Origin of the sequence: Streptomyces sp. CB02923 (genome assembly GCF_001905005.1) — a bacterium.
In the GTDB taxonomy this organism is placed as follows: Bacteria; Actinomycetota; Actinomycetes; order Streptomycetales; family Streptomycetaceae; genus Streptomyces.
Genome location: NZ_LWKZ01000024.1, coordinates 738080 through 749916, shown reverse-complemented (window position 1 = coordinate 749916; position 11837 = coordinate 738080). Strand labels below are relative to the sequence as shown.

12 protein-coding genes are annotated in these 11837 nt (G+C 71.5%); 7 read left to right on the top strand and 5 right to left on the bottom strand.

Annotation, left to right across the window (positions count from 1 at the left end; genetic code table 11):
• Positions 1-66: 66 nt before the first annotated feature.
• The 5 genes from A6A06_RS26495 to A6A06_RS26475 all read right to left on the bottom strand — a co-directional run bounded on the left by A6A06_RS26495 (position 67) and on the right by A6A06_RS26475 (position 5792).
• Positions 67-801, bottom strand: a complete 735-nt coding sequence (locus A6A06_RS26495; RefSeq protein WP_073763970.1) for a hypothetical protein — start codon at positions 799-801, stop codon at positions 67-69.
• A 381-nt stretch (positions 802-1182) separates the two neighbouring features.
• Positions 1183-2652, bottom strand: a complete 1470-nt coding sequence (locus A6A06_RS26490) for a catalase (protein WP_073764660.1) — start codon at positions 2650-2652, stop codon at positions 1183-1185.
• Positions 2653-2869: 217 nt separating this feature from the next.
• The gene (locus A6A06_RS26485; protein ID WP_199931164.1) at positions 2870-4027 is read right to left on the bottom strand and encodes a thiamine pyrophosphate-binding protein; all 1158 of its coding nucleotides are present in this window, start codon (positions 4025-4027) and stop codon (positions 2870-2872) included.
• 4 nt (positions 4028-4031) lie between these two features.
• Complete coding sequence (locus tag A6A06_RS26480) at positions 4032-4925, bottom strand: 2-hydroxy-3-oxopropionate reductase (RefSeq protein ID WP_073763968.1); 894 nt, start codon at positions 4923-4925, stop codon at positions 4032-4034.
• A gap of 27 nt (positions 4926-4952) precedes the next feature.
• On the bottom strand, positions 4953-5792 hold the full coding sequence (locus A6A06_RS26475) for a TIM barrel protein (protein WP_073763966.1): 840 nt from the start codon (positions 5790-5792) through the stop codon (positions 4953-4955).
• Between the two features lie 192 nt (positions 5793-5984).
• Here A6A06_RS26475 and A6A06_RS26470 point away from each other — a divergent pair, with 192 nt between their 5' ends.
• The 7 genes from A6A06_RS26470 (at position 5985) to A6A06_RS26440 (ending at position 11673) form a co-directional block, all read left to right on the top strand.
• Entirely contained in the window at positions 5985-6245 is a 261-nt protein-coding gene (locus A6A06_RS26470; protein WP_073764656.1) for a hypothetical protein, read from the top strand.
• The gene (locus A6A06_RS26465; protein WP_073763964.1) at positions 6242-6622 is read left to right on the top strand and encodes a helix-turn-helix domain-containing protein; all 381 of its coding nucleotides are present in this window, start codon (positions 6242-6244) and stop codon (positions 6620-6622) included. The genes A6A06_RS26470 and A6A06_RS26465 overlap by 4 nt, the downstream gene beginning before the upstream one ends.
• A gap of 161 nt (positions 6623-6783) precedes the next feature.
• Positions 6784-7353 carry a 2-oxo-4-hydroxy-4-carboxy-5-ureidoimidazoline decarboxylase gene (gene uraD / locus A6A06_RS26460; protein WP_073763962.1) on the top strand — a complete coding sequence of 190 codons (570 nt, stop codon included), beginning with the start codon at positions 6784-6786 and terminating at the stop codon, positions 7351-7353.
• Positions 7350-7766: a hydroxyisourate hydrolase gene (uraH, locus tag A6A06_RS26455; protein ID WP_073763960.1), complete on the top strand. Its 417-nt coding sequence runs from the start codon at positions 7350-7352 to the stop codon at positions 7764-7766. The genes uraD and uraH overlap by 4 nt, the downstream gene beginning before the upstream one ends.
• Positions 7767-7773: 7 nt before the next feature.
• The gene (gene pucL / locus A6A06_RS26450; RefSeq protein ID WP_073763958.1) at positions 7774-8745 is read left to right on the top strand and encodes a factor-independent urate hydroxylase; all 972 of its coding nucleotides are present in this window, start codon (positions 7774-7776) and stop codon (positions 8743-8745) included.
• Positions 8746-8829: 84 nt separating this feature from the next.
• The gene (locus tag A6A06_RS26445) at positions 8830-10233 is read left to right on the top strand and encodes a nucleobase:cation symporter-2 family protein (RefSeq protein WP_073763956.1); all 1404 of its coding nucleotides are present in this window, start codon (positions 8830-8832) and stop codon (positions 10231-10233) included.
• Positions 10234-10278: 45 nt separating this feature from the next.
• Positions 10279-11673 (top strand): 8-oxoguanine deaminase, encoded by a 1395-nt coding sequence (locus tag A6A06_RS26440; RefSeq protein ID WP_073763954.1) that lies wholly within the window; start codon positions 10279-10281, stop codon positions 11671-11673.
• The last annotated feature ends 164 nt before the right edge of the window (positions 11674-11837 follow it).

Sequence of the window (11837 nt, the reverse complement as noted above, 5' to 3'; positions counted from 1 at the left end):
CCGCTGCCCCCGTCCGGCAGCCCTACCGACCCCGCCACGCGGCCCTGCCGACCCCGTCCGGCGGCCCTACCGCCCCGCGCCGTCCCTGATCAGCTCGTCGGCGGGGTCGTTGACCGGCTGCGGGGTGCCGGTGAGGTCCATGACGAACAGCGGGATGTGCAGTGCGTCGGCGCGTGAGCGGGCGTCGCGGGAGTAGCCCGCCAGGGAGAAGCAGACCGCGACCGCGGAGTCGTTGAGCCCGTTGAGCCACAGGCACTCGATCTCCCGCAGCTTGGTCGCCCGGGTCGTCGGGTCGACCTGCGCCACCACGCCGGTGCCGCGCAGGTCCACGCCCGACGCGGTGCGCTCCTGAGCCCGCGCGACGTCGGTGAAGCCCAGCCATTTCAGGTACTGGGCGGCGGCGGTGACGCAGTCGTGTGCCGTACGGATGGTGACCGGGCGGAAGGCGGGGCGCAGCACCGGCGGCCGGCGGGGCGGTACGGCGGGTGCGGCGGACGCGGGGCTGCCGGGCAAGGGCGGGTTGGGCGGCGGCGGGGTCGGTACCGGTACGACGGGGACGCGCACCACCGTCCCGCACACACAGCCCGACTCCGGCGCCGGCCACTCGTCGAGCCGGCCGCAGGTCTCGCAGCGCACCTCCACCCAGGAGCTCTGCCAGGTGCGGTGCTGGATCTCCACGGGTACGCCGCCGCGCAGCACCGGCAGGGTCAGCGGGGCTCCGCACGCGCACGGGAAGGTGGGCGGGGTGAAGGCGTTCTCGCGGCGGCACGTGGGGCAGCGCACCGGCACGCTGTCGGCCATGGCGGCTCCTGGCAGGTAGGTCGGCAGACAGTGCTGCTGCCGTCCACGGCCCCTCAGCGGTTCGCGTTGGGGGGAGGTTCACGGTGAGAGGCCAAAACTACCGCAGGGATATGCGCGCGGACCCGGCTTTCCGGGATCGTGCACCGGAAAGCCGGGTCCGTGGGGGGTGCCGCCCGGCGGCACGGGAGACGGGCGCGACAGGACCATCGCACCGCCGGGCGGGGTTGGGGGGAGGGGTGCGGGGTGGGGGAGCCCCACGCTGAAGGGCGTGAGAGTCCCGCGCCGCGTGTTTCCGTGCCGGCCGGCCACCCCTCAGCGGACCGGCCGGCACGGACGCGCGGAGGGGCGGACCTCCCGTCGGCCCCTCCGCGCCGTCCCGGGTCAGTCCTCGCGCAACTCGTGCACCTTGGCTTCGACGCGCTTGCCGTACTCCGGGTCGGCCGCGTGGAAGTGGGCGAGGTTCTTCTCGACCACGTCGTCGCGGGCGACCTGGGCGAGGCCCCCGGCGATGTTCGCCACCAGGCGGTTCTTCTCGCCCTCCGACATCAGCCGGTACAGCTCGCCGGCCTGGAAGAAGTCGTCGTCCTTGGTGTGCGCCGGGGCCGCGTGGGTGCCGGTGTGGCCGGTGAGGGCGAGCGGCGCGGACAGCGGCAGGTCCGACTGGGCCGGGCCGCCGTAGGAGTTGGGTTCGTAGTTCTTGGCGTGCCGGTCGTAGGCGTTGGACGCCATCAGGCCGTCCCGGCCGTAGTTGTGCGCCACGGTCGCCTTCGGTGCGTTGACCGGCAGCTGGGAGTGGTTGACGCCCAGGCGGTAGCGGTGCGCGTCGGCGTAGGCGAAGAGCCGGCCCTGGAGCATCTTGTCCGGGGACGGGCCGATGCCGGGCACGAAGTTGTTCGGCGAGAACGCGGACTGCTCGACCTCGGCGAAGACGTTGTCGGGGTTGCGGTCCAGGACGAGGCGGCCGACCCGCTGGAGCGGGTAGTCGGTGTGCGGCCACACCTTGGTCAGGTCGAACGGGTTGAAGCGGTAGCCCGCCGCTTCGGCGGACGGCATGACCTGCACGTACAGGGTCCAGGACGGGTACACGCCGCGCTCGATGGACTGCAGCAGGTCGGTCTGGTGGCTGTTGGGGTCCTTGCCGGACAGGTCGGCGCCCTGGTCGGCGTCCAGGCAGCGGATGCCCTGGTTGGTCTTGAAGTGGTACTTGACGAAGAAGGCCTCACCGGCGGCGTTCGTCCACTGGTAGGTGTGCGAGCCGTAGCCGTTCATGTGCCGGTACGAGGCCGGGATGCCGCGGTCGCCCATCAGCCAGGTGATCTGGTGGGTGGCCTCGGGGGAGTGGGCCCAGAAGTCCCAGACGTTGTCGGGCTCCTGCTTGCCGGTGAACGGGTCGCGCTTCTGCGAGTGGATGAAGTCCGGGAACTTCAGCGGGTCCTTGATGAAGAAGACCGGGGTGTTGTTGCCGACGAGGTCGTAATTGCCCTCCTCGGTATAGAACTTGACCGCGAAGCCGCGCGGGTCGCGGGCGGCGTCCGGGCCGCCGAGGTTGTCGGCCACGGTCGAGAAGCGGATGAACAGGTCGGTGCGCCGGCCGACCGCGCTCAGGAAGTCGGCGCGGGTGAAACCGGTGATGTCGTCGGTCACTTCGAAGTACCCGTACGCGCCGGAGCCGCGGGCGTGCACGACACGCTCCGGGATGCGCTCGCGGTTGAAGCGGGCCAGCTTCTCCAGAAGGTGCTGGTCCTGGAGGAGCAGCGGGCCGCCGAGGCCGGCGGTGGCGGAGTTCTGGTTGTCGGCGATCGGGGCGCCGGCTTCCGTGGTGAGACGGCGCGTCGTCGTGGGCTTCGGCATGGTGACCTTCCGTACGAGAGCGCGGAAGTCGGCTTCCGCATGTTGGAGCGTATGGAGCACCCCCAGCATCGTCAACACTTTGTTGAAAAGTTGCCGGGAGGTGCGTGGGGCGGTGCTCGGGGCCCTTGGTGGGCACGCGCGTGGTGTTCCCGGCGGCGGCGCCTGGGCGCGACAGGACAGGTGTCAGCGCCGCCGCCGGGAAGTCTCGGGAGGCGCCTTAGGCCTCGGGCGGGGTGCGCGGGCGGGATGCGCCTGCGACGCTCCCCGCGGGTGCGGTGGCGCGCGCTGTGTCCGCCGCGCGCCCGGATATCGCCATCAGGACCGGCCGCGCGGTCGATACGGCTTCTTTGCCGGCCCACGCGACCGTGGAGCGCAGGGCGCCGGGGTCGTCGACCCGGCGGCCCGCGCAGCCGTACGTACGCATCAGCTCCACCGCCTCGGCGCCGCTCCGGCCGCCGGTGTCGAGCACGGCCAGGACCAACGGCACGTCGTAGCGCGCCGTCACCGCCAACTCGTCGGCTGAAAAGAGTAGTTCGTGGTCGCGGACGAGTGCGACGACCGTGGTGTCCCGGCGGCCCAGGAAATCCAGGGCCCGGCGTACGCCGACCGCGGCCGGTATCTGCCAGCCGGGCGGCCCGTCCCGGCCGCGGACCACGTACCGGGTCCGCGGCGACTCGCACCGGGCGCCCCAAAGGGGGCGGAGACCGGCGTCGGTGACGACGTGCGTGTCCGCGTCCGTGGCCGGGGAGTCGTCGCTCTTCTTGCGGCCGGTCGCCGCGGCGTACCGGATCTCCTGGCCGCAGGCCCCGTACGGGAGGTCGACCAGGACGGGGCCGGGGCGGCCTTCGTGCGCGGTCCGGAACGCCTCGCGGAGGGTTCGCGGCAACTGCGCCGGTTCCCCGGCCCGTACGGCCCACTTGGTGACCGGCCGCGCCGACCGGACGAGGTCCGCGACGGCGGCCGCCTCCCCGGGCGGGCCGGGCGGAACGGACGGGCCGGGTGGAACGGATAGGTCGGGCGGAACGGACAGGCCGGGCGGGGCAGTTCGGCCCGTCAGGCACACCAGCGGAATCGCCTCCGCGCGGGCCGCACGCAGTCCCGTGAGCAGGCCGTCGAGGTCCGCGCCGGTCCGGCCCGCCCCCTGCGGAGCGGCGACGACGACGCCGGCCTTCCCGTACGTACGGGCCCAGCCGTCCGCCATGTGGGTCGCACCCTGTTCATGACGTGCCATCAGGAGCCTTGATGCACCGGCCCGTTCCAGCTCCTCGTACCACGGCAGGGCCGTGGCCCCGGGGCAGCTGAAGACGAGGCCGACGCCTTCGGACCTGATGACCTCGACGGCCGCCCGTACGGCGGGAATCCGGGTCGCCGCCACGGTGTCAGCCGGTGGTGTGGCCGGAGAGGCGTTCGACGCCGCGCAGGAGGGCGGAGTGGTCCAGGCCGCCGTCGCCCTGGGCGCGGAGGGAGGCGACGAGACCGGCGACGACGCCGCCGACGGGCAGGGCGGCGCCGACGGCGCGGGCGGCGTCGGTGACGATGCCCATGTCCTTGTGGTGCAGGTCGATGCGGAAGCCGGGCCGGAAGTCGCGGGTGCGGAAGTTGTCCTTCTTGCGGGTCAGGACGGTGGAGCCGGCCAGGCCGCCGTTCAGGACGTCCAGGGCGGCGCCGAGGTCGACGCCGGACTTCTCCAGGAACACGACGGCCTCGGCGCAGGCCTGGAGGTTGACGGCGACGATGAGCTGGTTGGCGGCCTTGACGGTCTGCCCGGCGCCGTGCGGGCCGCAGCGCACGATGGTCTTGCCCAGGACCTCGAACAGCGGGCGGGCGGCGTCGAAGTCCTCCTGGTGGCCGCCGACCATGATGGACAGCACCGCCTCGACGGCCCCGGCCTCACCGCCGGAGACCGGGGCGTCCAGGACCCGGATGCCCTTGCCGGCCGCGGCGGTGGCCAGATCGACGGAGGTCCGGGGGGTGATGGAGGACATGTCGATGAGCAGGGCGCCGCCGCGGGCGTGCTCCAGGATGCCGTCGGGGCCGTACGCGATGGCTTCGACCTGCGGGGAGGCGGGCACCATGGTGATGACGACGTCGGCCTCGCGCACGGCTTCGGCGATCGAGGCGGCGGGGGTGCCGCCGGCGGCGGCCAGGCGCTCCAGCTTGTCCGGTTCCAGGGTGTGGCCCGTGACCTCATAGCCGGCCTTGAGCAGGTTTTCGGCCATGGGCGCGCCCATGATGCCCAGCCCGATCCACGCGATCTTGGGGAGAGTGCTCATAACGAAGGTGCCTTTCGTGGTCCGGGGTCAGTGCGCGGCGCGCAGGGGGCGCGGCAGCCAGTCGAAGGACCGGTCGCTGGGGCGGTCGCCGGGCTTGTATTCCAGGCCGGTCCAGCCGTCGTAGCCGTTCTTGCGCAGGCGGTCGAGGAGGTCGGCGAGGGGCAGGGTTCCGGTGCCGGGGGCGCCGCGGCCGGGGTTGTCGGCGATCTGGACGTGGCCGGTCCGGTCGGTGTAGCGGTCGATGACCTCGTGCAGGTCCTCGCCGTTCATCGACAGGTGGTACAGGTCCATCAGGAATGTCGCGTTGCCCAGGCCGGTGGCGGCGTTGACCGCGTCGATCACCTCGATGGCCTTGGGCGCCGAGACGATCGGGCAGTGCGGCGACTCGGGGGCGTTGAGCGCCTCGATCAGCAGGGTGGCGCCGACGCGGTGGGCGGCGCGGGCGGCCAGTGCCAGGTTCTCCAGCGCCAGGGCGTCCTGGGCGGCCGGGTCGGCGCCCTCGACGCGGTTGCCGTACAGGGCGTTCAGCGCGGTGCAGCCCAGTGACTGTGCGAAGTCCGCGGCCACCTCCACGTTCGCGCGAAAGCGCTCGGATTCCTCGCCGGGGACGGACAGGGCGCCGCGGTCGGGGCCGGGCAGCCGCCCGGCGTAGAAGTTCAGCCCGACCAGCCGGGTGCCCGCGTCGCGCAGGGCGTCGCGCAGCGCGTCCAGCTCCCGCTGCTCGGGCACCGGGGCATCCACCCACGGCCACCACAGCTCCACCGCGCCGAAGCCGGCGGCCGCGGCGGCCGCGGGGCGTTCCAGTAGGGGCAGTTCGGTGAACAGGATCGACAGGTTGACGTTGAAACGCGCGTCCGAGAAACCCATGAGGGGTGAGCGCCCTTCCGTATTGCGGAACTTTGTTTCTGCTGGTTGGAACATTGCCTGCGGATCTCGCGACCTGTCAAGAGGTGGATGCGCAAGGCCGGGGGGTGCGGCACCGGTTCGCCGTCGCCGCGGGCGGGCGAGTTCCGGGGTCCGGGGCGGGGCGCGGACCGGCGGCGCTAGTTTGGGGGCATGGTGCGATTGCGAGTGGAATTCACGACGGAACCGTTCGATCTGGACGAAGCGCCCGCCCATGCGGTCGTGGGGCGCGAGATCATCACGGGCGCCGGGCTGGACGCCGTCGACGTCGGCCCGTTCGGCAACACCGCCGAAGGGGAGGGCGAGAAGGTGCTCTCCGCGGTGGACGCGCTGCTGCGCAAGTCCCTGGAGGCCGGTGCCACCCGGGTCTCCCTCCAGGTCAACGTGATCGCGCCGGCCGGAGAGGACGTCACGTGACCGAGCCCGCCGATCACCCGTTCGTCCAGGCGGTGAAGCCGCTGGTGGACGCGATGGGCGCGGAACTGGTTGCGCCGGAGCAGGCGCAGGGTGACGATGTGGTGCTGGCCTGGGAAGGGCAGGACCGGGTGGCCGTGCGGCTGCCGCACCTGTCCGACTCGCTGGACCATCTCCTGGCCGAGCTCCAGCGCCGGCACGGCGTGCCGCTGAGCGAACTGGACCGCCGGACCAAGCAGTCGGTGGTACGCATCCTGGAGGCGCGCGGCGCGTTCTCCGTGCGTCACGGGGTCGAGACGGTCGCCGGAGCGCTCGGCGTCAGCCGCTTCACCGTTTACAACTACCTGAACAGGGACAACGCGGCGAAGGGCGCCGACTGACCCGGGGCAGGGGATATCCGTGCATGCCGCCGTCCGGGCGAACCGGACGGCGGCTTTCTTGTTGCCGAGTTTTCAACAAAGTGTTGACGTGATGTTGCCGGAGGTCTTAGCTGTTTCCAGCCAAGCAGAGCCCGTACAGCACCAGGCCACGGAGGCTTCCCGTGTCTTCGAATCCGACGCCGGGTCTCGCCCGGTTCAACGCCTCGGCCGACAGCGCGGCCCGTGCCGCACTGTACGAGGCGTGCGCCAGCGAAACATGGGGAACCCACCTCCTCGCCCGGCGCCCGTACGCCACCACCGACGCCCTGTTCGCCGCCAGCGACGCCGCCATGGCCGAGCTGACCGCGGCGGACCTGGCCGAGGCGATGGCCGGTCACCCGCCCATCGGCCGGCCCACGCCGGGCGACGCGACCTCCTCCCGCGAACAGCGGGGGATGTCCGGAGCCGGCGCGGACCTCAAGGCCGAGATGCTCGAACTGAACCTCGCCTACCAGGAGAAGTTCGGGCATGTCTTCCTGATCTGCGCCACCGGCCGGACCGGTGAGCAGATGCGGGACGCCGCCCGTAACCGGCTCGACAACACGCCGGAACACGAACGCGAGATCGTGCGCAGAGAACTGGGCAAGATCAATCGCATCCGGCTGGGCCGCCTCGTCGAGGACGCGGCGGACCCGGCAGATCCGGCAGATCCAGCAGATCCGGCAGACGCCGCAGAAGGAGCACGACCATGAGCAGCGAGACGGCCCGCCACGAGACGTCGGTGTCCACACACATCCTGGACACCAGCGTGGGCCGTCCCGCGGAGGGCATCGCCCTCACCCTGTCGGTACGCTCCGGACGCGACGCCGCCTGGAGCGCCCACGGCGCCTCCGGGACCGACGCGGACGGGCGCTGCAAGGACCTGCCGGCGCTGCCGGAGGGCACCACCCACGTACGCCTGGACTTCGACACCGAGGCGTACCTCGCCAGCAAGGCCGACACGGCCGACCAGCAAGCCGAGGAACAGCAGGACGCCCCCCGCGTAAGGGACAGCGGAGCTTTCTTCCCGGAGGTGGCGATCACCTTCGCCGTCGACCCGGGTGAGCACTACCACGTACCGCTGCTGCTCAACCCGTTCGGCTACTCCGTATACCGAGGGAGCTAGCACCGACATGCCCATCTCCTCCCACCCTGCCCACCCGGCCTCCTCCCGCCCTGCCCGCCCTGCGATTCTCGGTCAGAACCAGTACGGCAAGGCCGAAAACCGCGTCGTCCGCATCACCCGGGACGGTGACACCCACCACATCAAGGACCTCAACGTCTCGGTCGCGCTCTCCGGCGACCTCGAAGAGGTCCACCTCTCCGGCTCCAACGCCCACTGCCTGCCCACCGACACGACGAAGAACACCGTGTACGCCTTCGCCAAGGAGCACGGCATCGAGTCGGCCGAGCAGTTCGGCATCCACCTGGCCCGGCACTTCGTCACCGGCCAGGAACCGATCCACCGGGCCCGCATCCGCATCGAGGAGTACGCCTGGGAGCGCATCGAGACCTCCGAGGCGAACGCGAAGTTCATCGGCGCCGACGAGGTCCGGCACTCCTTCGTCCGCAAGGGCCAGGAGACCCGGCTGACGCAGATCACCTACGACGGTGAGCGCTGGCAGGTCGTCTCCGGCCTGAAGGACCTCGTCGTGATGAACTCCACCAACTCCGAGTTCTGGGGCTACATCAAGGACAAGTACACGACGCTCAAGGAGGCGTACGACCGCATCCTGGCCACCGAGGTCTCCGGCCGCTGGCGGTTCAACTGGACCGACGACGACCAGCGGATGCCCCACTGGGAGCGCTCGTACGCCCAGGTGAGGAAGCACATGCTGGACGCCTTCGCGGAGACCTACAGCCTCTCGCTCCAGCAGACCCTGTACCAGATGGGCTCACGGATCATCAACAACCGCGCGGAGATCGACGAGGTGCGGTTCTCGCTGCCGAACAAGCACCACTTCCTCGTGGATCTGGAGCCGTTCGGCCTGAAGAACGACCATGAGGTCTACTACGCGGCGGACCGCCCGTACGGCCTGATAGAAGCCACTGTCCTGCGCGACGGTGTCGAAGCCGAGATCCCGATGGATCTGACCAACCTCTGACGGCTCCCGACGCAGCGCCGTGCCTCGCCGTCCCTCCCCGTCCCGCAGCGGGGAGGGTCCCGCGAATCCTGAGGGGAACGACCCATGGCACAGCCACCGCACGTTGAGAAACACCCCGTCCCACCGGTCCACCCGGTGGACGAGAAGCCGGCTCCCAAGCGGCTCGTCCCCGCCGCCCTGCAGCACATCGCCGCCATGTACGCCGGCGTCGTCACCCCTCCGCTCATCATCGGCCAGGCCACCGGCCTGGACACCGCGGGCCGCACCCGGCTGATCGCCGCCAGCCTGCTGATCGCCGGTCTCGCGACCCTCCTGCAGACCCTCGGTGCCGGGAAGTTCGCCGGCAACCGGCTGCCGTTCGTCAACGCCGCCTCCTCGGCGGGCATCACCCCGATGCTCGCCATTGCCGAGACCACCGCCAAAGGCCACCAACTGCCCGCCATCTACGGGGCGGTGATGGTCGCCGGTGCCTTCTGTCTGACCGTCGGCCCGTTCTTCGGCAGACTGCTGCGCTACTTCCCGCCGCTGGTCACCGGAGTCGTCATCACGCTCATCGGTGTCACTCTGATGCCGGTGCCGGTCGGCTGGGCCCAGGGCGGCGACAAGGAGGCCGCGGACTTCGGCTCCATGAAGTACCTGGCGCTGGCCGCCTTCACGCTCGTGGTCATCCTGCTGATCCAGCGCTTCACCCGCGGCTTCGTCAAGCAGATCGCCCTGCTCCTGGGCCTGGTCGCCGGTACCCTCGCCGCGGTCCCGTTCGGCCTGGCGAGTTTCGACGCGCTGCGCGCGGCGCCCGTCGTCGCGCTCCCCACCCCCTTCGCCTTCGGCGCGCCGGAGTTCCAGCCCGCCGCCGTGCTGTCCCTGTGCATCGTCATGCTGGTCCTGATGACGGAGTCGGCGGCCGGGATGCTCGCCCTGGGCGAGATCTGCGAACGGCGCACGACCGGGCAGACCATCACCCGCGGCCTGCGCACCGACGGCATCGCCACCCTCGTGGGGCCGATCTTCGGCGGCTTTCCCACCAGCGCCTTCGCGCAGAACGTCGGCGTCGTCTCGCTGACCCGGGTACGCAGCCGCTACGTCGTCGCCGTCGCGGGCGCCACCCTGCTCGTCCTCGGCGCCTTCCCCGTGCTCGGCGCGGTCGTCAACCTCGTACCGATGCCCGTCCTCGGCGGCGCCGGCCTCGTCCTGTTCGGCTCGATCGCGGTCAGCGGCATCCGTACGCTCTCCGAGGCCGGTCTCGACGACAGCTCCAACATCATATTGGTGGCCGTATCGCTGGGCGCGGGCATCATCCCGCTCGCCGCCCCGACGTTCTACGAGGACTTCCCCGCCTGGGCGCAGACCGTGCTCGGCTCCGGCATCAGCGCCGGGGCGCTCGTCGCGGTCCTGCTCAACCTGTTCTTCCACCATCTCGGCACCCGGAGCACCAAGGGGGCAGCAGTCCTGTCAGCCGCCTCGCCCGGCTCCGGCACTCAAATCCCGTAGGGCCCTGCCGTGCCCGACCCCTACAGGAAAGCAAGAGGACGCACCATGGCAGCCCTTGACAGCACGGTGAAGCAGCGCATCGTCATCGAGAACTGTGCCATCGCGACCGTCGACGCCGCGGACACCGAGTACGCCTCGGGCCACGTCGTCGTCGCCGGCCACCTCATCGAATCGGTGGGCGCGGGCCGGGCCCCCGCGGGCCTGGAGAACGTCGTCCGCCGTATCGACGGCACCGGCCACCTCGTCACCCCCGGCCTGGTCAACACCCACCACCACTTCTACCAGTGGATCACTCGCGGCCTGGCCACCGACCACAACCTCTTCAACTGGCTGGTGGCCCTGTACCCGACCTGGGCCCGTATCGACGCGCCGATGCTCGCCGCCGCCACCCAGGGTTCGCTGGCCATGATGGTCAAGGGCGGTGTCACCACCGCCTCCGACCACCACTACGTCTTCCCGCGGGGCTCCGGCGACCTGGTCGGCGCCGAACTGGCCGCGGCCCGGGAGATCGGCGCCCGCATCACCCTGGCCCGCGGCTCGATGGACCGCAGCGAGAAGGACGGGGGACTGCCGCCGGACTTCGCCGTCGAGACCACCGAGGGCGCGCTGCTGGCCACCGAGGAGGCCATCGACACGTACCACGACGCCTCCTTCGGGTCGATGGTGCACATCGCCGCCGCGCCCTGCTCCCCGTTCTCCATATCCACCGAACTCCTGCGTGAAGGGGCCGCGTTGGCCCGGCGCAAGGGCGTGCGGATGCACACCCACGGCTCGGAGACGGTCGAGGAGGAGAAGTTCTGCCACGAGCTGTTCGGCATGGGCCCGACCGACTACTTCGAGTCCACCGGCTGGCTCGGCGAGGACGTGTGGATGGCGCACTGCGTCCACATGAACGACTCCGACATCGCCGCCTTCGCCCGGACGAGGACCGGCGTCGCCCACTGCCCGTCCTCCAACGCGCGGCTGGCCGCAGGCATCGCCCGCGTACCCGACATGCTCGCGGCCGGCGTACCGGTCGGCCTCGGCGTGGACGGCACCGCCTCCAACGAGAGCGGTGAACTCCACACCGAACTGCGCAACGCGCTGCTGATCAACCGGCTGAGCGCACACCGCGAAGCCGCCCTCGACGCCCGCAAGGCCCTGCGCCTGGGCACCTTCGGCGGCGCCCGGGTCCTGGGCCGTAGGGCGGAGATCGGCTCCCTGGAGGCCGGCAAGCTGGCCGACCTGGTGCTGTGGAAGCTGGACGGCCTGGCCCACTCCACCATCGCCGACCCGGTGACCGCCCTGGTCTTCGGCGCGGCGGCGCCCGTCACCCTGTCGCTGGTCGGCGGCGCGCCGGTGGTCGAGGACGGCCGCCTGACCAACGCCGACGAGGACGCCATCGCCCGCACCGCGCGGGCCGAGGCCCAGCGCCTGGCCCGCATCGCCGCCGGGGGCTGATCCCCGCCCGGCGGCGGCCCGAGAACTCGGCCGGGGGGACGGCCCCGGCCGGGAGCTGGTGGATCCGAGCGGGATCCACCAGCGCCGGAACCCGGGGGCACGGAGGTCCCTTCGTGCCCCCGGCCCGGTAATGCCGCGCATCGTCACCCCCCATGGCCCGTATA

What these genes read in the sequence shown, in the direction of transcription:
- A6A06_RS26490 (WP_073764660.1), bottom strand. Translation starts at nt 2,652, where the DNA reads ATGCCGAAGCCCACGACGACGCGCCGTCTCACCACGGAAGCCGGCGCC.
- A6A06_RS26480 (WP_073763968.1), bottom strand. Translation starts at nt 4,925, where the DNA reads ATGAGCACTCTCCCCAAGATCGCGTGGATCGGGCTGGGCATCATGGGC.
- A6A06_RS26495 (WP_073763970.1), bottom strand. Translation starts at nt 801, where the DNA reads ATGGCCGACAGCGTGCCGGTGCGCTGCCCCACGTGCCGCCGCGAGAAC.
- uraH (WP_073763960.1), top strand. Translation starts at nt 7,350, where the DNA reads ATGAGCAGCGAGACGGCCCGCCACGAGACGTCGGTGTCCACACACATC.
- A6A06_RS26445 (WP_073763956.1), top strand. Translation starts at nt 8,830, where the DNA reads ATGGCACAGCCACCGCACGTTGAGAAACACCCCGTCCCACCGGTCCAC.
- pucL (WP_073763958.1), top strand. Translation starts at nt 7,774, where the DNA reads ATGCCCATCTCCTCCCACCCTGCCCACCCGGCCTCCTCCCGCCCTGCC.
- A6A06_RS26475 (WP_073763966.1), bottom strand. Translation starts at nt 5,792, where the DNA reads ATGGGTTTCTCGGACGCGCGTTTCAACGTCAACCTGTCGATCCTGTTC.
- A6A06_RS26440 (WP_073763954.1), top strand. Translation starts at nt 10,279, where the DNA reads ATGGCAGCCCTTGACAGCACGGTGAAGCAGCGCATCGTCATCGAGAAC.